Here is an 18,271-nt window from a genome sequence, read left to right as displayed (position 1 = left end):
CACCTTGCGTTGGACCACACCGCGCCGCTGCCGCGGCCGGACGGCCCGGTCGACCGGGGCAGCCGCAAGGGCCGCCCCGGCCGACCGGGAGACCGCTCAGATGCCGAGCGGCATCTGACCGACGTGCTGCCCGTACGGGGACTGGCCGTTCTGGAACGGGCTGTTCTGGAACTGACCGTTCTGGAACTGACCGTTCTGGAACTGGCCCGGGAACTGGCCGTACTGGCTGAACTGGCCGAACTGCTGGCCGTACTGGCCGAACGGGGACTGGCCCTGGGCGATCTGGCTCAGCGCGCTGTGCACGACCGGCGCGATGCGGCGGGCGCACTCGGTGAGCACGCTGCTCCAGGCGTGCGGGGGGATCTGGCCCTGCGCCTGGATGCCCATCATGATCTGCGGGTCGATGCGCACCTGCTCGACCACGGCGTTGACCGCGGTGGCCGCACAGCGCAGCGAAAGCTCGGTCACCAGCAGCGGCAGCTGCTGCTGGCCCTGCCCGATGCCGGGCTGGCCGAAGTGCTGCTGCCCGTAGCCCTGCAGACCCATGAACGGCTGGCCGATGCCCTGCTGTCCGTAGCCCTGCTGGCCTGCCCACGGCTGCGACTGCTGCTGACCGGACTGCTGCCAGTGCGGCTGCTGCAGCTGCTGACCGTACTGCTGGGGGGTGTAGACCGACATCAAGCTCCTCCTTGAGCTGTGACGGAAAAGGGGATGGGACGGCGGCTCCGTGGAGGGGGCTCCCAGAACCGGTCCGCCGCCATGCGCAGCAAATCACCACCGGACAAAAACCGCTTCCTGTGACATACCGCCACCAGAGGGTGCGTGGCGGCCGAGCTGCAGCGACCTCTTCGTGGCCGCCTCACCCGGACGGCCCACGCCGGGGGCGCGCCGCGGCCAGGGGCCGCCCCTCCTGTGCGTCTCCGGGGCGGGCGGCGACGCGGGTGTGTGGACGAGGACGGCCGAGGCGCTCGCCGACGATCGACGAGCAGACCGACGATGCCGCCGGGCTGCTCCGCGGCCTCGGCCTCGGCCCGGCGGCCGTCCTGGGCTCCGGGAGCGGGGCGGAGATCCTGCTCGACCTCGCGCTGCGCCATCCTGAGACGGTGCGGGCGGCCATCGTCCACGAGCCCCCGTTCCTGTCGGTGAGCTCGGATCCCGCCAAGGTACGCGCCCGGTTCGGCCGGACAACGGCGAGGTGTACGTCCGGATGGAACTCGGGGCCCTCGAACTCGCGTACTGCCTGCGGCCGTTGCTACACGAGGTGGCCGGGTGAGCACGCGCATGCGGTGGGGTGTGCGTCGCAACGAGGCGGCGGGCGGGGGAGGATGGGGCGGGACAGCACCACCGAGACCGAGGAGGAGCCCGTGCCATTGGAGGGCGAGTACGAACCGAGCCCGCAGACGTGGGCGCGCGAGCAGGTCGAGCGGTACGAGAGCTCCGGGGGCACCGAGGGGACCACGATGCGGGACCTGCCCGTGGTCATCCTGACGACCCGCGGAGCGAAGAGCGGGAAGATCCGCAAGACGCCCCTGATGCGGGTGGAGCACGGCGGGCAGTACGCGGTGGTCGCCTCGCTGGGCGGCGCTCCGAAGAACCCGGTCTGGTACCACAACGTGGTCGCCGATCCCCGGGTCGAGCTCCAGGACGGCCCCGAGCGCCAGGACATGACGGCGCGTGAGGTGTCCGGCGAGGAGAAGGCGCTGTGGTGGGACCGGGCCGTCGAGGCCTTCCCCGACTACGCGGACTACCAGAAGAAGACCGACCGCGAGATCCCGGTCTTCGTCCTGGAGCCCGCGGCCCGTCCCCACTGATCGCGGCGCGGGGTTCATGCGCACCGGGCGCGGCCCGGTGCGCATGAACGGCGTCATCACGGACAGGCGTGCGGTGCGGGTGCCGGACCGCGTTTCCCCCGTCGCGGTCCGGCACCCCGCGGCCCGTCAGGGCGCCGGCGTGCGCAACTCGACGTCGTCGGGCCCGAGCGGCCGGCCGTCGGCGTCGTGCATCCCCAGCGGGGCCACCGGGCGACCGGTCGCCCGGTCCACGAGGGTGGTCCGCTCCTCCGCAGGCTCGAAGAGGTTGGCCTCGCCCCACTGGCGCAGGGCGAGCAGCACGAGCCGCAGACCCTTGCCCTCCTCGGTGAGTTCGTACTCCCGGTACGGGCTCCCGTCCGAGGCGGGCACCGTGCGCAGCACCCCGTGCTCCACCAGCTTGGTGAGGCGGCTGCTCAGGATGTTCTTGGCGCAGCCCAGGCTGCGGTGGAAGTCGTTGAACCGGCGCACCCCGTTGAGCGCGTCCCTGACGATCAGCAGCGACCACCAGTCGCCGACGACGCCCAGGGTCCGCGCGACCGGACACGGTCCGTCACTGAAGTCCTTCTTCTGCATCGCCCTCTCCCGGTTTCGACTTTAAACCGAGAGGTCGGGCGGGGCAAACACCGCACCGGGGGCACCGCTACTCGGGCCGTGCCGGGACGTAGAAGACGGTCGTGGCGGTGACCGCGGCGGCCACGGTGTCCTCGGGCGCACCCGAGGCGGCGTACGCAGTGCCCCAGGCCCGGCTGCTGCGGGTCATGAAGTCCCGGGCCTCGTCGGAGAACTGCCATTCCTCCGCTTTCTCCGGCCCGATGCCGCCGCCGGCCAGGTACAGCGCGAGCCCCAGCAGCCCCAGGTCCCAGCCGACGCCGACCGCACCCGGCCCGAACTGGTCCCACATGCCCGGCGGCACCACGGCCGTGTGCTCCAGTTCCAGGACCGTACGCTCCGAGTCCTTCGCGATCAGCCGCACCTCCACCTCGCTGAACCCGGGCGCCCCGCCCATGACCCAGCCGACCCGGAGCAGCTCCGGCGGCTCGCAGCGCAGGATCTCCCCGCCGGCGTTGCCCTGCAGCTGGTACCGGCCGCCGAGCCGCAGATCGCCGGTGACCGGCAGGAACCAGCGCCCGATGCGCTCCGCGGTGGTGCAGGCGTCCCACACGTCCTCGACCGGGGACTCGTACGTACGGCGCAGCAGCACCGTGCGCGCCTCCTCGCCGGAGACCTCCCGGCTGCCGGTCGCGCGGTGGATGGCGTTGATCTCGTCGACGATGTTCATGCGGTGTCTTCCCGTTCCTTCCCGGGGTCCCGGGCCTGTCCCGTTCCCGGTCGCTGTTGTTCCGGTGCCAGGCGGCGTTCCCGGCGCCCCCGGGCGAGCTCGGTGCCGAGTGCGTCCAGCCGCTGCTCCCAGAAGCCGCGGAAGCGCTCCAGCCATGCGTCGACCTCGCGCAGCGGCGCGGCCTGGACGGCGTAGAGCCTCCGGGTCCCCTCGGCGCGCACGGTGGCGAAGCCGTTCTCCCGCAGGACCCTCAGGTGCTGGGACACGGCGGGCTGTGAGATGCCGAACTCCCCGCTGATGACCTCGGTGATCGCACCGGACGGCTGTTCCCCGGAGGCGAGGAGCTCCAGGATGCGGCGCCGCACCGGATCCCCGAGTACGTCGAATGCGTGCACGTCCGTCACTATGACAGCAGCTGCTTATATAAGCAAGGGCTTAGATTGATTGCCGGTATGGACGCTTGTGAGGGGAATCTCCGTTTCCTCCCTCTGGGCCCCTGAGCGGCCACGACGCACCCTGACGCGCGACTCACCCCACAGGAGGAGGGACATGCCGGGCATAGGGGTGGCTTCAGGGACGTTCCCTGACGCGGGCAGCAGTGCCCACGGCGTAGGACTGGAAGGGTCCGCCCACCACGGGCCGCGTTTCCGAAGGAGTGATGACCATGCGCCGCATCCGCGTCCAGCGACCGAAGAAGCCGGCGCCGTCGCGCCCTCCGATCGACCTGCGGACACCGTCCGGAAAGCCCCTCCCGTACTGACACCCACCCCCGACGCACACCGTGCACGTCCAGAAGGGTCGCCCGAGATGAGCGACACGTCCCACCGGCCGGGGAACACCGTCCCGGCGTTCCGCCCGGTCTTCGCCTACGTGGTGAGGCGGCTGCGCTACCTCGCCGAGGGCTTCCGCCGCGTGGCCCTGGCCGGGTGACGGCGCCGGCGGACACCGCCGCGCCCCTGGTGCCCGGGGGCGCGGTGGGCCGCTGCAGGGTCCCCCTGACGGCCCACGCGGAGCGCTGTTGCGCGTCGGCGCCGACCGGGTGACCCTTGACGTGATTCGGGTGCACCGGGACGCGAGGTGGCCATGGTCGAGCCAGCGGTGACGATCCGGCAGGACGGCGACGGTTACGTGGTCACCTGTCCGGGAACCGACGCGGTCGGGCGCGGGCCGACGGAGACCCAGGCGTGGACCGACTTCTGGGCCGCCCTGCACGCCGACTGGAAACCCCCGGAGGAACTCAGGGCGGGTCCCGGCGAGGACCACGTCAGGGGCCTGCGGGTCCTGCGGCTCTTCCGCTGACGCCCGTCAGGGTGCCCGGCCGGACCACACCGGCTCGACGCGTGCCCACTCCCGCTCCCACGCCCTCAGCCGCCCGCGCAGCACGAGGGCGCCCACGGCATGGTGCACGCCCCAGGCCACGGCCGACCACAGCAGGAAGCACGTGACGCCCAGCACCAGGCCCGCGCCCCGTGCTCCTGCCGTACTGCGGGGTTCCGGCGCCGGCGAGCCCCGGTCGTCCACCCAGATCCGTACCGGCTCGCCCGCCTCGACGGGCCGCCCCACCGGGACCCGTCCGGTGTGCGGACGGCCGTGCGGGTACTCCCAGCCGGCGCTCACCGGCGGTAACGACCGCATGCCGTGCTCATGGAAGACCGGCCCCGTCGAGGTCAGCGCGGTGCCCTCCACGAGGTGCCGGTGGCCCCGTTCGGCCAGGGCCTGCGCGCGCTCCGCCCGGTGCACGGCGAACCCCGCGCAGGCCGAGACGAGTACGGCGAGCACCATCAGCGCGGAGGCGGCCAGCCGCGGAAGGGTGTGCGCGCACGGGCGGCACCGGGACGGCAGCACGGCAGGACAGGCGCAGAGCAACATGGGACCCCCCTCGGACGAGGCGCGCGGCCCGGCCTCGACCGGACTGCCGACATGCTGCACCCACGGGGCCACCGCCCGCCGGGAATTCGTCCCCTGGCCGCCGACTAGTCGGCGACCGCGGGCGACGCCGCCCGCGGACCGGGGACCCGGTGCGGCGTACGGCCCGCCGCGGGTGCCGGCCGGGACAGGACCACCACGCCCCGCCCCGCCGCCACCGCTCCCGCCAGGGCCACCGCCAGGCCCACTGAGCCGCCCCGGAAACCCTCACCGAGCAGCAGGACACCGACGCACCCCGCGACCAGGGGGTTCGCCAGCGTGACCGCGGCCAGCGCGACGCCCAGCCCACCCCGGTACGCCTCCTGCGACCACAGCATCCCCGCGATCGCCAGGACACCGGTGCAGCCGGCCGCCACCAGGAGCATCGGGTCGGCGACGGCCGCTCCGAGCCCGCTTGCGGCCAGGTGCACCGCCAGGCCCTGGGTCAGGCACGAGGCGATCCCGAACGCCGCGCCCGCCGCCGTCGCGAAGCGCAGCGCGCGCACCACGGAGCCGTCGGCCCCCCACGGCACCCGGGTCAGCGCCAGCGCCGCCGCCGCCGTGATCGCGGCCAGCAGGACCAACTCGGCACCACCCAGTGCCCGTTCCGTACCGGGCGGCGCCGTGGACAGCAGAAGGGCCACCAGTCCCAGGACGGTCAGCCCGGCCCCGCCCCACTCGCGGGGCCGCACGCGGCGCCGGCCGGGGGCCGCGTGCAGCGGCAGCGCCAGTACGAGGGTCAGCGCGCCCAGTGCCTGGACCACGGTCAGCGACCCGTACCGCAGGGCGACCGCGTGCAGTCCCGCCCCGGCCGCCTGGAGCACCAGCGCCAGCGTCCACAGGCCGCCCGTCGGCTTCCGCCCGGCGGCGGCCGTACGCTCCTGGGCGACCGCCGCCGTGGCGTAGCAGACCGCCGACAGCAGGGCCGCCGCCAGGGACAGCACGCCGGGGTTCATGCGAGCGCCCTCCGAACGGGCATGGGGCTCCTCCTGGTGTGCGGGGGTGGTGGCGCGGGCCTCCAGCACATCGTGTGCGCCGCCCCCGGGGCATCAGGGTCCACCCCGAGCCGCCCCCGAACCTTGTCGGCGACGTCAGGCGCAGACCGTGCCGGCGGGCGGCAACTGGCCCCGGGTCAGGTAGCCGTCGACGGCGTCGTCGACGCAGCCGACCGACCTGAGGTAGGCGGTGTGCCCGTCGCCGTCGTAGGTGAGGAGCCGGCCCGAGGAGAGCAGGCGGGCCAGGGTCCGTGCTTCGGAGTAGGGGGTCGCCGGGTCGCGGGTGGTGCCGACGACCAGGATCGGCGCGGCGCCGGACGCGGTGAGGGCACCGGCCGGCTGGTCCGCGGGGACCGGCCAGTGGGCGCAGGTCGACAGCTGGTCCGCGAAGTACGTGCCGAAGCGGGGCGAGGCGCGGACGAACGCGGGGAACGCCGCGCGTGCCTGCGCGGGCGTGGCCCGTGGTCCCAGGGTGCCGCTGAGGCAGCTGATCGCGACGTACGCGTCACCGCTGAAACCGGAGTCGTCGAAGGCCCCGCCGAGTTCCTGCACGGTGGTGGTGCCCCCGGAGCGCACCTCGCCGAGCGCGGCGCGCAGCTTCTCCCACGCGGGCGCCATGAGCGCCGTGGTGACCGCGCTGATGAGGGCGTCGCCGTCGACCACGACGTCCTTGCCCTGCCGCAACGGGCGCCGGTCGAGGGCCTCGACCAGAGCGTCCAGGGTGCGGCCTGCCCCGTCGGCGGAGAGACCGACGGGGCAGGCCGGGCGGGCGGCGCAGTCGGCGGCGAAGGAGTCCCAGGCGATCTGGTAGCCCCGGGCCTGGCCCAGGAGGCTGTGGACGCCGTCGAGCGTGGGGTCGACGGCGCCGTCCAGCACCATGCGGCCCACGTGGGACGGGAAGAGGCCGGCGTAGCTCGCACCGAGGTAGGAGCCGTAGGAGAAGCCGAGGTAGTGCAGCCGCTCGTCGTCGAGCAGGGCGCGCAGGAGTTCCATGTCCCGGGCCGAGTCGAGCGTGCCGACGTGCGGCAGCAGACGCCCCGCGCCGCGCTCGCACGCGGCGGCGGTGTCGCGTGCCGCTTCGTCGGCCGCGGCGAAGTCCGGCGTGTCGGCGCCGGGCAGGCCCCGCACCCCCGCAGGGGTGCCGGCCGTGCCGGTACCGCAGTGCACCGGGGTGCTGTCGCCGACCCCGCGTGGGTCGACCGCGACCAGGTCGTAGGCGGCCCGTACGGCCGGTGAGAAGGCCCCGGCGTAGGACCAGAGCGAGGTGATCGCGGGTTCGCCGGGGCCGCCGGGGTTGAACAGCAGCGACCCGATGCGCTGGGCGGCGGTCCCGGTGGACTGCTTGCGGGTGGCGGACAGACGGATGTCGCCCGCCGACGGACGGGTGTAGTCCAGCGGGGCCCGCAGGGTGGCGCACTCGAACGACGGCTCGTCCGCGCAGGGTTTCCAGTCGAGCTTCTGCCGGTAGTAGCCGGCCAGTGCGGGAGGAACGGTTGCGGCGGCGGTGCCCGGCGGCCCCGCGGGGCCTTGGCCCGCGCTCCACCCCGGCGGACCGGCCGTGCAGGCGGTCAGCAGGAGTGCGCAGGCCCAGAGCGCGACGAGCGCCACGTGGTGGAGCCCGCGCCGGGGTCCGGGGGATATGGGGCCGGTGGTCCGGGCTGCCTTCATCGCCACGTCTCTCCTTCACCTTCCGGTGCGTGATCAGTGCACCACGCAGCGTGTCCGGCGGGAGCGTTCGCGTACGCCGGTGGAGTGAACCGCGGCGGGTGGGCCCGGGCCGTGACGGGGGCGGCAACGTACGGCGGCGGACAGCAGGCCGCCCCGGGCCCGTGTGCGGGCCCGGGGCGGAGTGCCGTGCTGTCGTGCGCGGGGGGTGTCGGGGCGGTCAGGCCTCGCCGCCCTGCGGGCGACGCCGGCGCAGGAGGAACACGCCGCCCGCCGCCGCGGCGGCGAGGAGGGAGGCGCCGGTGAGGCTCTCGGCGGTGTTCATGCCGGTCGAACCGCCGAAGCCGGTGTCGGGCGCACCGCCGTTGTTGTCGTTGTCGTTGTCGTTGTCATTGCCGTAGTCATTGTCGTTGTCACGGTCGTTGTCGCGGTCGTGGCCGTGGTGACGCTTCTTGTAGCACTTGCGGTCGTGGTCGCGGCCCCGGTCACCGTAGCCACCCCGGTCCCCGTAACCGCCGCGCCCGTTGTCGTCGTCACCGCGGTCGTCACCGCGGTCGTCACCCCGGCCGCCGTGGCCGCCCCGGCCGCCCCACGAGCACTTGTCGCGGTCGTGGCCACGGCCGTAGTTGCCGTAGTCGTCCTCGTAGTCGTCCCCGTACTCATCGTCGTCGTCGTAATTGGTGTTGTTGTTGTGGTTGGTGTTGTTGTTCGTGTTCGTGTTCGTGTTGGTGCCGTTGTTGTCCGTGGTGGTTCCGCCGTCGCGGTCACCCTCCGTGCTGGTCGTGGCCGGAACGGTGAGGGTGCCGACGCTGCCCTGGTCGGACTTCGGGCCGATCATGCAGCTGACGGTGATGGTGTACGTGTTGGCCGGCGCGTCCTCGGGGATCGTGAACGTGCCGGTCAGGGGGCCGCCCGGGGTCGCCGCGCTGAGGGACAGGGCGTTGCGCAGCAGGCCGGACGGGAAGGCGTTGGCGTTCACCATCGCGCCGGGCGCCTGGCAAACCTCCGAGTTGGCGGTGACGGTGACGGAGCGTCCGTTCTGGGCGACGTTGACGTCGACCACGGCGAAGGCCTGCGAGTTCGGAAGGATGACGGCCGCAGCGGTCATCGTCGCCATCGCCAGGATGCGAGCACCACGCATGGAGCTGAACCTCCTTGTGGACGGGGCAGGCGGGATGTGGCCCCCGGCACGACTGCCAGCGCGTCCTCGAGACCTATATGGCGATCATCCGCAGCCGCTCCGCACCCCGAGACCGGCGGAGGGGTAGGGCCGAATGGGGTGGGGCCGTGCCGCCGCCCGGGACGTTTCTGCAGGTCAGGGGTGGTGTGGTGGCCCGAATAAGAAAAATGTGAAGAGATGTCCAACTGGGTGACGGAGTATCAGCTAATCTTGCGTCAGCAGGGTGGCGGAGCTTCGGGTCGTCCGAGGCCGCTCAGGCTGACGGACCATCAATGTGCTTTGCCGTGCCCTGGCATGGCTGCGGGGCGAGCTCCGCTCAGGCCCGGACGGCCCGTCAGACTCCGTGTTCGGTAACGGGATTGGGCCGTCCGTGATCAGAACCGGATGCGGGCCGCGACGGGCAGGTGGTCACTTCCGGTCGCGGGCAGGGTCCGTACCTCCGAGACCGTCGCGGACCGCGCCAGGACCTGGTCGATCCGGGCCAGCGGGAACCGCCCCGGCCAGCTGAACGCCAGCCCCGATTCCGGGGCGTCCAGCCGCGAGGTGAGCGGGGCGAGCCCGCGGTCCTCGACCGTGCCGTTGAGGTCCCCGAGCAGGACCACCCGGTCCAGCCGCTCGGCCGCGATCTCGGCGCCGAGGAGGGCCGCGCTCTCGTCCCGCCTGCCGGAACCGAACCCGGACCGGCCGAGGCGGAGCGAGGGCAGGTGGGCCACGTACACCGCGACGTCCCCCTGCGGCATCCGGGCGGTCGCCCGCAGGCCCCGGTCCCAGTCCTCGCCGAGGTCCGCGGGCCGGATGTCGATCCTGCGCCCGTCCACCAGCGGATACCGGGACCACAGCCCGACCGTGCCGAAGCGCACGTGATGGGGGTACGCCGCGTCCAGGACGGCGCCGAAGTCCGGCAGCAGGGACGGTGTCAGCTCCTGGAGTGCGATCAAGTCCGGTTCCGCCGCGATCAGTTGCTCGGCGGTACCCGCCGGATCCGCGTTCTCGTCACTGACGTTGTGCTGCACCGCGACGAGGTCGTACCCGGCCCCGCCGCGCGGACCCAGCGGATCACCGAAGACCGCGAGCCAGGCCACCAGCGGTACCAGGAGCGCGCACAGGGCGACTCCGGAGCGCCGCAACAGGGCCGCGCACAGCAGCAACGGGACGCCCAGCCCCAGCCAGGGCAGGAACGTCTCCAGCAGGCTCCCCCACCGGCCGGGGCCGTTCGGCACCGAGGCGTGGCACACGAGGAGCAGCGCCAGCAGGAGTGGAAGCGCCACCAGGAGCGCGTCCCACCGCCGCGGGCCGCGCCATCCGCGGCCGTTCCCTGCCGCGTCCATCCGCCCGTGATCCGCCCGCTCGTGAACCGTCCGCCTCAGTGATCGCACGCAGCAACGACGCCGGCCCGCGTGATCCGGTTCCCGTGGCATCCGGTGAAGGGGCCGGCACACCCCCGCTACGCCGTCTCCCTCTCGTCCTCCACGACCCGGAACTCCGCCGGCCCCAGCGTGAGCACGCCGTCGCTCAGCGGCGTGCACCGCACCCCGCCCTTGCCGCGCAGCGCGCGCTGGGCCCCCGGACCGATGACGACGTCCATCCAGGCGCAGGGCCGGGCGGGGCGCCGCACCGCGAACAGGACGGGCCCCGCCCCGGTGTCCAGGGACACGGTCGTGCCCACGTACGCGTCGATGTCGACGCCGCGGAGCAGCACGTTGCGGCGGGTGTGCCGCAGGTCGGTCTCCGGAGCGATGTCCAGCGGCAGGCTCTCCGCCGCCATGAGGGTGACGGCGGCGTTCCGATGGGCCGGCCGCGCGTAGTAGCGGTCCCCCACGAGCCCGAGTCCGCTCCGCACCTCGGCGCTCCGCACGAGCTCCCCGTCCGGCGCCGGCGTCGGCCCCTCCGACGGCCGCCCCGTGTACCGGTGCGCGGGCGACACCAGCAATTGCACGACCTCGACCTGCTGAGACATGCGGCCAGCCTAATTCGCCGACCGCCGTGCCCGGCGCCGGCGCCTCAGGGCTTTCCGAGACGACGCCGGTCCCACTCCGCCCGGGACATCGCGATGGGGCGGGGGAGCGGCGCGCCGTCGACGTACAGGTCCACGTGCTCGTTGTAGAACGCGACCATCCCCGCGACGGGGGCGCACGCCACCGTGGGGAAGTCGTACGCCCAGGCGATGTCCTTGTGGGTGGCGACGTCACCGTCGAACGACCAGTAGCCGCTCGTCGTGCCCTTGTACGGGCAGCGCGTGACCGTGTCGGAGGGACGCAGCCGGGTCCAGTCGACGTGCACGCGCTCGACGTAGTAGCGGGTCGGCAGGCCGGTCTCGAACAGGGTCACCGCGTGCGGCGCGTCGGCGAGGACGGTGCCGTCGACCTCCACCCGCACGCTGCTGGAGGAGCGCAGGGCGTCCACGCGGGTGTAGGGGCTGCGCGGGTGGACGAAGACCTGCTCGTCCTCCTCGTACCAGGCGTCGAGGGCCTCCCAGCGGAAGCGCGCGGTCCCCAGCAGCCGGTCCGGGGAGCCCTCGTCCCAGACCCAGGCCGCGCCCTCGCGGACCTCGGAACCGACGTGCAGCGAGTGGCGGCGTGCCGGGCCGGGGCCCAGCCGTCCGGCCCGGCCGTCGTCGGTGAGCACCCCCTCGGTCAGGTCCTTGACCGGGATGCTGTACTGCGGATAGCCGGGCCACTCCCACACGTACACGGCACGCCGGGTGTCGAGGACGGTACGGCCCCCGACCAGCGCCCGGATGCGCCGTGGTACGGGTTCGACGTGGCCGACCGGGACGATCAGGCCCGGATGGTTCACGCTCTCGTCCGCCATCGGTGATCACCTCGGTCCGTTCACGGATTCCGTACGCCCAGCTTCTCCGGCGTCCGCGTGATCGGCCACCCCGGCGGTGCCCGGGGCACGCCGCCGTCTCAGCCGAACACCACCGACCACGGCCGCGGCGGCCCGTCCGGCGCCGCCGCCGGGCCTGCGCCGCGCTCGTCGGCCACCGCACCGTGCCGCGCCAGCACGCGCGCGGCGAGGGCCGCGAAGCGCGGGGCCGCGGGGTGGGCGGAGGGGCCCGCGGGCCAGGCACCGCCGATCCGGCGGGCGAGGGGGCGTCCGGACAGCGGCCGCCAGGCCACGCGTGGCTCCCTGCGGGCGGCCGCGCCCTGGTCGAAGGCGATGCCGCCACCCGCCGCGACGAGGGCGAGCAGGAACTCGGGGCTCGAGGCGTGCCGGACGCCACCGGGGACGAAGCCCGCCGCGCGGCAGCCCGCCAGCAGCCGGTCGTACCAGCCGGGAGCCTCGTCGCGCGGGAACACCACGAGGTCCTGGCCGGACAGATCGGCGAGGGACACCTGCGGACCGCGGGCCACCGGTGAGGCACGGGGGAGTACGACTCCCAGGTCGAAGGCGACCTCCTGACCGAGCCGCAGTCCGGCCGCCTCCACCGGGCGGTGGACGAGGCCGACGTCGAGGCCGCCCGCACCGAGGAGCCTGCACTGCTCCGCGGTGGTCGCCTCCCGCAGATCGACCGCCAGACCCGGGGCGTGCTCCGTGCACGCGGCGAGCAGCGCGGAGACCACCGCCGCCGTGGTGCCGGTGGGCACGGCCGCCCGCAGGGTGCCCAGGCCCCCGTCGGCGGCACGCCGCGCCAGGGCCCGCAGGCGGTCCTCACGGGCCAGGAGTTCCCTCGCCTCCTCCAGCAGCACCGTCCCCGCCGAGGTCAGCGCGGTACGGCGCCGCGACCGGTCGAACAGCTCCGCGCCGAGTTCCCGCTCCAGCGCGCGCACCGCCTGGCTGACCGGCGGCTGTGCCGTGCCCAGCCGCTCGGCGGCGCGGCCGAAGTGCAGTTCCTCCGCGACGGCGACGAAGATACGCAGGTGGCGCAAGAGATCCACGATCAAGAACCCTACGCGAGGAGGCTGTTGATGGTCGAGGAGGACATCCGGGAGGTGTTCGCGGCGGCGGGCGCCGAAGTGCTGCTGCACGCCGTACCGGTCGGTGCGGGAGCCGGCGGTACGGCCGAGGTCGCCGTCGGCGCGGACGAGCCCGTCGTCCTCGCGTCGGTCGTGAAGATCCTCCTGGTGCTGGAGTTCGCCCGCCAGGTGGCCGCCGGCCAGCTCGACCCGCGTGAGCGCGTGCGGGTCACCGCGGCCGACCGGCTCGGCGGCTGGGGCACGGCGGGATGCGCCGACGACGTCGAGCTCTCGCTCCGCGATCTCGCCCACTTCGCGATGTCGGTCAGCGACAACACCGCGGCGGACCTGCTGCTGGCCCGGATCGGACTGGACACCGTACGGCTCCTCACCGAGGAGCTCGGGCTCACCGGCATCCGGCTCGTGGGCGGCCCCCGGGACGTGCTGGAGTCGATGCTCGCCGACGTCGGGGCCGGCACCGAGGCGGAGTTCGCGGCCCGTTGGCCCGCCCTGCCGGAGGACCGGAAGCGACGGCTGGCGGTCCTGGACCCCACGCGGACCAACGCCGGCACGCCCCGGGAGGTCACCCGGCTGCTCGGGCTCATCTGGCGGGACGAGGCCGGCCCGCCGCAGGCCTGCGCCTGGGTCCGGGAGCTGATGGGCCGGCAGGTCTTCCGGCACCGGATGGTCTCCGGCTTCCCCGGCGAGGTGACGGTGGCCGCCAAGACCGGCACCCTGCCCGGCCTGCACCTGGAGGCGGGGGTCGTCGGCCACCCGGACGGCGGGCGCTACGCGGTCGCCGTCTTCGCCCGCACCCACGAACTGACCGCGGTGCGCCCCGCGGTGGACTCCGCGATCGGCGCCGCCGCCCGGATCGCGGTGGACTTCCTGCGGGCCGACCGCCGTTGACCTGCACTCATAACGGATCGCGTATCAGGCGTGCGGAATTCCGGTCTTGGACGCGGGCGACTCGGCCTTGATCTCCTGAGGCCATGAGCGACGACAGGGACGTACGAGACGTGAAGAGGTTCGGACGGCGCACGATGCTGCGGGGCGCCGCGCTGTCAGCGGCCACCCCGCTGCTGCCGGGCACGGTGCCCACGGCGGCAGCGGCAGCAGCGGCGGCACCCGCGGCCCGGCGCGGGGCCCCGGACGCCGGCGCGGTGACCTTCCGCTGGCTGGGCACCGCGGGCTGGCGCATCGACGTCTCCGGCCGGACCGTGCTCTTCGACCCTTACGTCACACGGTTCTCCACCGGGCTCTTCGCCGGTGCCTTCGACCCCGCCACCCGGCTGCGGACCGACGAGACCGCGGTCCGGGAGCGCGTCGGCCACCCCGAACTCGTCCTCGTCAGCCACTCGCACTGGGACCACCTCGCCGACGTGCCGTACATCGCCGCCTCCACCGGCGCCCGGGTCGTCGGCACGGAGACCACGTACCACCTGCTGGTCGCGCTCGGCGTCGACCCGGCGCGGATCTCGGTGGTGAAGGGCGGGGAAGTGTTGGACTTCGACGGCATCGTGGTGGAGGTCGTCGCGAGCCTGCACAGCCGCAACAAGGGGTACTCCTACTTCGCCCCCGGCAGGCACGTCGCACCGCCCCGGGCCCGCCCGGAGACCATCGCCGACCTTCCCGAGGGCGACACCCTCGCCTTCCAGGTCACGGCAGGTGTCGAGGGGCCCTCGGCGTTCCTGATGGGCGCCAGTGACTTCAGCGAGCGCGCGGCCCGGGGACTGCGCCCGGACCTGGCCATGGTCGCCGTACCGACCAGCGCCTCGACGCACCAGTACGTCCCCCGGTTGCTGCGGGCGCTCGGCGACCCCGGCGTCGTCGTGCCCGTGCACTGGGACGACTTCGAGCGGCCGCTTGACCTGGAGCCGAGGCCCGACCCGTCGGCGGACGTCGGGGCCTTCACCGCGCAGGTCCGCCGTGAGTCGCCTGCGACGCGCGTCGTCGTCCCCGACTACCGCACCCTCTACGGCGCGGACATGCGGCCGGTCCCCTGACGGCCGGTTCCCGGCCGCCGTGCGGGGCCGGTCAGGCCCCCACGGTGCCGTCGACACCCTCGCGGAGGAAGTCCGCGTGCCCGTTGTGACGGCCGTACTCCAGGAGCACATGCACCATGACCATCCGCAGGGAGACGTCCTCGCCCCAGCGCGGCTGGTGCCCGGTCAGGTCCAGGGACCCGGCCGCCTCCTCGATCCGGCGGGAGTTCTCCACCTCGGCCTCCCAGGCCGTGAAGGCCTCGGCGCGGGTGGACGCGCTCGCGTCGTAGGCCGCCTGGAAGTCGATCCTGTCGGACCAGACCATGGGCGCGTCGTTGTCCTCGAACACCCGGCGGAACCAGGCGCGTTCCACCTCCGCCATGTGCCGGACGAGCCCGAGCAGCGAGAGCGTGGACGGAGGCATCGACTGCTGCCGCAGCTCCTCGTCCGTGAGCCCCCGGCACTTCATGGCCAGCGTGGCCCGGTGGTAGTCGAGGAACGCCCGGAGCGTCTCGCGCTCCCCGCCGAGCAGTGGCGGGCCCACGCGGTCGTCGTCGGTCATTGGATGCTCACTTCCTGAGTCGCGGTACAATTGAAGAGTTCTTCAATTGGCGAATCTTTACAGAAGGTACGGGTGGTCCGGGTGCAGGTTCCGCTCTACCAGGCCAAGGCGGAGTTCTTCCGCATGCTCGGGCACCCCGTGCGCATCCGCGTCCTGGAACTCCTGCAGGACGGGCCCAAGCCGGTGCGGGACCTCCTCAACGCCATGGAGATCGAGCCCTCCAGCCTCTCCCAGCAGCTCGCCGTACTGCGCCGCTCCGGCATCGTGACCGCCACGCGCACCGGCTCCACCGTGGTGTACGAGCTGGCGGGCGGCGACGTGGCGGAACTGCTCCGGGCTGCCCGCAGGATCCTCACGGAGCTGCTGACCGGGCAGCAGGACCTGCTGGCCGAGCTGAAGCAGACCGAGGAAGGCTCCGCGGTCCGTACGCCCGGCCCGCCCGGGAAGACCGGTGACGCCGCGTGAGCGCCGGGACCGGCTCCGGTAGGGACACGGGCGGCGAGAAGTACAAGCAGCGGGCGGTGCTCCTGCGCGTCCTCGTCTACGTCTTCGTCACCCACTTCATCGCCGGTTTCATCACCCTGCTGTTCTACCTGGGCAAGCACGCTCCCAAGTGAGGGGCCCACGGGTTCACTCCGTGCGCAGCGGCAGGGTGACCCATATGCCCTTGCCGCCGGTGCCGGGATCGGGGAGCACCGTGGCCGTGCCCCCGCATTCGGCGGTGACCTCGGCGACCATGGCCAGTCCGCCGCCGGTCGCGGCGGCCCGGAGCAGGTCCGGCCGGTGGGGATGCAGGTCGTACACGGCGAGGGCGAGCACCCCGCCGCCCGTCGCGTAGACGACGTCCAGGCTGGGGGAGACCCCGGCGGCGTGCCGGACGCTGTTCGCGACGAGTTCGCCGAGGATCAGCAGGGCCCGGCCCAGCACGGTGTCGCCCGGGCCGACGCCCCAGGAGGTGTAGACGTACTCGCCCGTCCTGCGGGCCACGGTCACGGACAGGGGCGCCGTCGGGAGGGTCAGCACATGGCGGCGGTGCAGCATGGCGCGAGCGGTCACCGGGTGCCGGGCCGGCCGTCGTCACCGGTACGGGCACCGGCGCCCGCGGGGCCGCCGAGCCGGTGCCCCTGGAGCGTGAGGGGGCCGTTCATGCGGTACGCGGGGCTCAACCGGCGGCCTCCCCGCGCAGCACACCGGCCCGGTGCAACCGGGCGCGGGCCGCGCGGACGGCCTCCGGGGCAGTGGCGTGCACCAGGTCCGCGTCCCGCAGCGCGTCCAGCACGCCCAGCGCGTCCAGCGCGTGCCGCTGTCCTGGCCGGAGGCCGGACGCCAGCACCGTGATGCCTCGGCGGTTCAGCCGGTCGATGACGTCCTTGAGGACCAGGGCGCCGGTGGCGTCGATGTGGGTGACACGGGAGAGCCGCAGGATGACCACCGACACGTCGGCGACCTCGGTGAGTTCGAGCAGGGAACGGTGGGCGGCGGCGAAGAACAGGGGCCCGTCGATGCGGAAGGCCACGATGTGCTCGGCGAGCAGGGCGTGTTCCCCGGCGCCGTGCCCCTCCGGCGGGCCCTCGTGCAGCGGCACCCGATCCAGCCGGACCTGCCGCGCCACCGCGCGCAGCGCCAGGGCCCCCGCCACCACCAGCCCGATGACGACCGCGTACGTCAGGTCCAGGGCCAGCGTCGCGGCCGCGGTCAGCAACAGGACCGCGCCGTCGGCGCGGGTGGCCCGGGCCATCGCCCGCAGCGATCCGACCTCGACCATCCGGATCGCGGTGGCGAGCAGCACGCCTGCGAGCGCCGCGAGCGGGATGCTCCCCACCAGCTGAGCGGCGACGAAGACGATCAGCGCCAGGACGGCGGCGTGGGTCAGCGCGGCCAGCCGCGAGCCCGCTCCGGTACGGACGTTGACGGCCGTGCGGGCGATCGCCGCCGTGGCCGGCACCCCGCCGAACAGCGGGACGACCAGGTTCGCGAGGCCCTGGCCGAACAATTCCCGGTCCGGGTCGTGGCGCTGTCCGCGCGTCATCCCGTCCGCGACGGTCGCCGACAGCAGCGACTCCAGGGCGGCCAGGGCCGCGACCGCCAGGGCGGGCGCCAGCAGAGAGGGGAGCGCGGCCGGGTCGAGGAACCCCAGGGAGGGCGCGGGCAGTCCGGACGGCAGGTGGCCGATGCGCGCCACCGGAAGGTCCGCGGCCTCGGCGGCGATCGTGACCACGACGACGGCCGGCAACGAGAACGGCACGCGCGGGCGCCACCGGGCACCCGCCAAGATGCCGCCGGCCACCGCCACCGAGAGCGCGAGGGCCGCCCAGTGGGGGTGGGCCAGGAACTCGCGTACGGCCCGCAGGGCCACGGCCGCGGCCCTCTCGCCGTCCGGCGTGGGCACCCCGAGGGCCGCGGGCACCTGCTGCAGCCCGATCACACACGCGATCCCGAGGGTGAAGCCCTCCACCACGGGCGCCGGCACGTAGCGCATGTACCGGCCGGCGCGCAGCAGGGCCAGCCCGATGAGCAGCGCACCGGCCATCAGACCCACGGTCAGGACCCCGCCGGGCCCGTACCGGGCGACGATGGGGACCAGCACCACGGTCATCGCCCCGGTCGGGCCGGAGACCTGCACGTTCGATCCGCCGAACAGCGCGGCCACCGCCCCCGCCACCACGGCCGTGGCCAGTCCGGCCTCCGCACCGAGCCCTGAGGAGACGCCGAACGCCAGCGCGAGCGGCAGGGCCACCACCGCCACGGTCAATCCGGCGAGTAGGTCGCGACGGGGCTGCCGCCGCATCGCCGTCAGATCGCCCCGCGTGGGCAGCAACGCGCGTACGGGGTCCCACATCCGCCCTGCCAGCCCAGTCACCGTGCGAAGACACCGGCCCCGTCGTCCCTCGCCCCGGCCGGTTGCCGGGGACGGCCCGCAGCCGTGCCCCGTGTTTCCCGTGACGACACAGCGGGATCATCATGTAGCGAATTGAAGATTTTTGCAATTT

Annotated in this window: 22 protein-coding genes; 7 read left to right on the top strand and 15 right to left on the bottom strand. The window is 73.8% G+C overall.

All coding sequences use genetic code 11. The annotated features are described in order from the left end of the window. Positions 1 to 96: 96 nt before the first annotated feature. Positions 97 to 678: a hypothetical protein gene (locus AC1VWI_RS03835; RefSeq protein WP_499509479.1), complete on the bottom strand. Its 582-nt coding sequence runs from the start codon at positions 676 to 678 to the stop codon at positions 97 to 99. Between the two features lie 686 nt (positions 679 to 1,364). Between AC1VWI_RS03835 and AC1VWI_RS03830 the strand changes: the two genes are divergently transcribed. Then, positions 1,365 to 1,811: a nitroreductase family deazaflavin-dependent oxidoreductase gene (locus AC1VWI_RS03830; RefSeq protein WP_499509478.1), complete on the top strand. Its 447-nt coding sequence runs from the start codon at positions 1,365 to 1,367 to the stop codon at positions 1,809 to 1,811. A 126-nt stretch (positions 1,812 to 1,937) separates the two neighbouring features. Here AC1VWI_RS03830 and AC1VWI_RS03825 read toward each other — a convergent pair whose 3' ends face one another. The 3 genes from AC1VWI_RS03825 to AC1VWI_RS03815 form a co-directional block, all read right to left on the bottom strand. Then, positions 1,938 to 2,384: a winged helix-turn-helix transcriptional regulator gene (locus tag AC1VWI_RS03825; RefSeq protein WP_499509477.1), complete on the bottom strand. Its 447-nt coding sequence runs from the start codon at positions 2,382 to 2,384 to the stop codon at positions 1,938 to 1,940. Positions 2,385 to 2,451: 67 nt separating this feature from the next. After that, the gene (locus AC1VWI_RS03820) at positions 2,452 to 3,090 is read right to left on the bottom strand and encodes an SRPBCC family protein (RefSeq protein ID WP_499509476.1); all 639 of its coding nucleotides are present in this window, start codon (positions 3,088 to 3,090) and stop codon (positions 2,452 to 2,454) included. Next, the gene (locus AC1VWI_RS03815; protein ID WP_499509475.1) at positions 3,087 to 3,494 is read right to left on the bottom strand and encodes an ArsR/SmtB family transcription factor; all 408 of its coding nucleotides are present in this window, start codon (positions 3,492 to 3,494) and stop codon (positions 3,087 to 3,089) included. Before AC1VWI_RS03815 ends, AC1VWI_RS03820 begins: the two co-directional genes overlap by 4 nt. A 403-nt stretch (positions 3,495 to 3,897) precedes the next feature. On the opposite strand from AC1VWI_RS03815, the gene AC1VWI_RS03810 reads away from it, so the two are divergent. Together AC1VWI_RS03810 and AC1VWI_RS03805 are read left to right on the top strand one after the other, a co-directional pair. Next, positions 3,898 to 4,020, top strand: a complete 123-nt coding sequence (locus tag AC1VWI_RS03810; protein WP_499509474.1) for a hypothetical protein — start codon at positions 3,898 to 3,900, stop codon at positions 4,018 to 4,020. Between the two features lie 153 nt (positions 4,021 to 4,173). Continuing rightward, positions 4,174 to 4,389 carry a hypothetical protein gene (locus AC1VWI_RS03805; protein ID WP_499509473.1) on the top strand — a complete coding sequence of 72 codons (216 nt, stop codon included), beginning with the start codon at positions 4,174 to 4,176 and terminating at the stop codon, positions 4,387 to 4,389. Positions 4,390 to 4,395: 6 nt separating this feature from the next. Here AC1VWI_RS03805 and AC1VWI_RS03800 read toward each other — a convergent pair whose 3' ends face one another. The 8 genes from AC1VWI_RS03800 to AC1VWI_RS03765 form a co-directional block, all read right to left on the bottom strand. Further along, the gene (locus tag AC1VWI_RS03800) at positions 4,396 to 4,959 is read right to left on the bottom strand and encodes an Rv1733c family protein (protein ID WP_499509472.1); all 564 of its coding nucleotides are present in this window, start codon (positions 4,957 to 4,959) and stop codon (positions 4,396 to 4,398) included. Positions 4,960 to 5,063: 104 nt separating this feature from the next. Continuing rightward, on the bottom strand, positions 5,064 to 5,951 hold the full coding sequence (locus tag AC1VWI_RS03795; RefSeq protein WP_499509471.1) for a DMT family transporter: 888 nt from the start codon (positions 5,949 to 5,951) through the stop codon (positions 5,064 to 5,066). A gap of 135 nt (positions 5,952 to 6,086) precedes the next feature. Next, positions 6,087 to 7,658 carry an alpha/beta hydrolase gene (locus AC1VWI_RS03790; protein WP_499509470.1) on the bottom strand — a complete coding sequence of 524 codons (1,572 nt, stop codon included), beginning with the start codon at positions 7,656 to 7,658 and terminating at the stop codon, positions 6,087 to 6,089. Between the two features lie 217 nt (positions 7,659 to 7,875). Then, on the bottom strand, positions 7,876 to 8,796 hold the full coding sequence (locus tag AC1VWI_RS03785) for a hypothetical protein (RefSeq protein WP_499509469.1): 921 nt from the start codon (positions 8,794 to 8,796) through the stop codon (positions 7,876 to 7,878). Positions 8,797 to 9,209: 413 nt separating this feature from the next. After that, entirely contained in the window at positions 9,210 to 10,163 is a 954-nt protein-coding gene (locus AC1VWI_RS03780) for an endonuclease/exonuclease/phosphatase family protein (RefSeq protein WP_499509468.1), read from the bottom strand. A 116-nt stretch (positions 10,164 to 10,279) separates the two neighbouring features. After that, positions 10,280 to 10,792: a molybdenum cofactor biosysynthesis protein gene (locus tag AC1VWI_RS03775; protein ID WP_499509467.1), complete on the bottom strand. Its 513-nt coding sequence runs from the start codon at positions 10,790 to 10,792 to the stop codon at positions 10,280 to 10,282. 44 nt (positions 10,793 to 10,836) lie between these two features. After that, positions 10,837 to 11,646, bottom strand: coding sequence for a DUF427 domain-containing protein (locus AC1VWI_RS03770; RefSeq protein WP_499509466.1), 810 nt, complete (start codon positions 11,644 to 11,646; stop codon positions 10,837 to 10,839). Between the two features lie 98 nt (positions 11,647 to 11,744). Next, on the bottom strand, positions 11,745 to 12,716 hold the full coding sequence (locus AC1VWI_RS03765; protein ID WP_499509465.1) for a LysR substrate-binding domain-containing protein: 972 nt from the start codon (positions 12,714 to 12,716) through the stop codon (positions 11,745 to 11,747). Positions 12,717 to 12,746: 30 nt separating this feature from the next. Between AC1VWI_RS03765 and AC1VWI_RS03760 the strand changes: the two genes are divergently transcribed. Both AC1VWI_RS03760 and AC1VWI_RS03755 read left to right on the top strand, forming a co-directional pair. After that, the gene (locus AC1VWI_RS03760; protein WP_499509464.1) at positions 12,747 to 13,643 is read left to right on the top strand and encodes a serine hydrolase; all 897 of its coding nucleotides are present in this window, start codon (positions 12,747 to 12,749) and stop codon (positions 13,641 to 13,643) included. An 83-nt stretch (positions 13,644 to 13,726) separates the two neighbouring features. Next, a complete protein-coding gene (locus AC1VWI_RS03755; RefSeq protein ID WP_499509463.1) occupies positions 13,727 to 14,740 on the top strand; it encodes an MBL fold metallo-hydrolase in 1,014 nt (337 codons plus the stop codon). Positions 14,741 to 14,771: 31 nt separating this feature from the next. On the opposite strand, the gene AC1VWI_RS03750 is transcribed toward AC1VWI_RS03755, so the two are convergent. Further along, the gene (locus tag AC1VWI_RS03750) at positions 14,772 to 15,281 is read right to left on the bottom strand and encodes a DinB family protein (protein WP_499509462.1); all 510 of its coding nucleotides are present in this window, start codon (positions 15,279 to 15,281) and stop codon (positions 14,772 to 14,774) included. Between the two features lie 81 nt (positions 15,282 to 15,362). Between AC1VWI_RS03750 and AC1VWI_RS03745 the strand changes: the two genes are divergently transcribed. Together AC1VWI_RS03745 and AC1VWI_RS03740 are read left to right on the top strand one after the other, a co-directional pair. Then, positions 15,363 to 15,746, top strand: a complete 384-nt coding sequence (locus AC1VWI_RS03745; RefSeq protein WP_499509461.1) for an ArsR/SmtB family transcription factor — start codon at positions 15,363 to 15,365, stop codon at positions 15,744 to 15,746. Next, positions 15,743 to 15,898 (top strand): DUF6126 family protein, encoded by a 156-nt coding sequence (locus tag AC1VWI_RS03740; protein WP_499509460.1) that lies wholly within the window; start codon positions 15,743 to 15,745, stop codon positions 15,896 to 15,898. Before AC1VWI_RS03745 ends, AC1VWI_RS03740 begins: the two co-directional genes overlap by 4 nt. A gap of 13 nt (positions 15,899 to 15,911) precedes the next feature. On the opposite strand, the gene AC1VWI_RS03735 is transcribed toward AC1VWI_RS03740, so the two are convergent. Then, positions 15,912 to 16,322: an ATP-binding protein gene (locus AC1VWI_RS03735; protein WP_499509459.1), complete on the bottom strand. Its 411-nt coding sequence runs from the start codon at positions 16,320 to 16,322 to the stop codon at positions 15,912 to 15,914. 121 nt (positions 16,323 to 16,443) lie between these two features. Beyond that, positions 16,444 to 18,120, bottom strand: a complete 1,677-nt coding sequence (locus tag AC1VWI_RS03730; protein ID WP_499516710.1) for a SulP family inorganic anion transporter — start codon at positions 18,118 to 18,120, stop codon at positions 16,444 to 16,446. Positions 18,121 to 18,271: the final 151 nt, after the last annotated feature.

Source organism: Streptomyces sp. TOM-9, from assembly GCF_056858595.1.
This window is presented reverse-complemented; position numbering and strand designations above follow the sequence as displayed.

What these genes read in the sequence shown, in the direction of transcription:
- AC1VWI_RS03835 (WP_499509479.1), bottom strand. Translation starts at nt 678, where the DNA reads ATGTCGGTCTACACCCCCCAGCAGTACGGTCAGCAGCTGCAGCAGCCG.
- AC1VWI_RS03825 (WP_499509477.1), bottom strand. Translation starts at nt 2,384, where the DNA reads ATGCAGAAGAAGGACTTCAGTGACGGACCGTGTCCGGTCGCGCGGACC.
- AC1VWI_RS03820 (WP_499509476.1), bottom strand. Translation starts at nt 3,090, where the DNA reads ATGAACATCGTCGACGAGATCAACGCCATCCACCGCGCGACCGGCAGC.
- AC1VWI_RS03810 (WP_499509474.1), top strand. Translation starts at nt 3,898, where the DNA reads ATGAGCGACACGTCCCACCGGCCGGGGAACACCGTCCCGGCGTTCCGC.
- AC1VWI_RS03805 (WP_499509473.1), top strand. Translation starts at nt 4,174, where the DNA reads ATGGTCGAGCCAGCGGTGACGATCCGGCAGGACGGCGACGGTTACGTG.
- AC1VWI_RS03800 (WP_499509472.1), bottom strand. Translation starts at nt 4,959, where the DNA reads ATGTTGCTCTGCGCCTGTCCTGCCGTGCTGCCGTCCCGGTGCCGCCCG.
- AC1VWI_RS03795 (WP_499509471.1), bottom strand. Translation starts at nt 5,951, where the DNA reads ATGAACCCCGGCGTGCTGTCCCTGGCGGCGGCCCTGCTGTCGGCGGTC.
- AC1VWI_RS03790 (WP_499509470.1), bottom strand. Translation starts at nt 7,658, where the DNA reads ATGAAGGCAGCCCGGACCACCGGCCCCATATCCCCCGGACCCCGGCGC.
- AC1VWI_RS03785 (WP_499509469.1), bottom strand. Translation starts at nt 8,796, where the DNA reads ATGCGTGGTGCTCGCATCCTGGCGATGGCGACGATGACCGCTGCGGCC.
- AC1VWI_RS03780 (WP_499509468.1), bottom strand. Translation starts at nt 10,163, where the DNA reads ATGGACGCGGCAGGGAACGGCCGCGGATGGCGCGGCCCGCGGCGGTGG.
- AC1VWI_RS03775 (WP_499509467.1), bottom strand. Translation starts at nt 10,792, where the DNA reads ATGTCTCAGCAGGTCGAGGTCGTGCAATTGCTGGTGTCGCCCGCGCAC.
- AC1VWI_RS03770 (WP_499509466.1), bottom strand. Translation starts at nt 11,646, where the DNA reads ATGGCGGACGAGAGCGTGAACCATCCGGGCCTGATCGTCCCGGTCGGC.
- AC1VWI_RS03760 (WP_499509464.1), top strand. Translation starts at nt 12,747, where the DNA reads ATGGTCGAGGAGGACATCCGGGAGGTGTTCGCGGCGGCGGGCGCCGAA.
- AC1VWI_RS03755 (WP_499509463.1), top strand. Translation starts at nt 13,727, where the DNA reads ATGAGCGACGACAGGGACGTACGAGACGTGAAGAGGTTCGGACGGCGC.
- AC1VWI_RS03750 (WP_499509462.1), bottom strand. Translation starts at nt 15,281, where the DNA reads ATGACCGACGACGACCGCGTGGGCCCGCCACTGCTCGGCGGGGAGCGC.
- AC1VWI_RS03735 (WP_499509459.1), bottom strand. Translation starts at nt 16,322, where the DNA reads ATGCTGCACCGCCGCCATGTGCTGACCCTCCCGACGGCGCCCCTGTCC.
- AC1VWI_RS03730 (WP_499516710.1), bottom strand. Translation starts at nt 18,120, where the DNA reads ATGTGGGACCCCGTACGCGCGTTGCTGCCCACGCGGGGCGATCTGACG.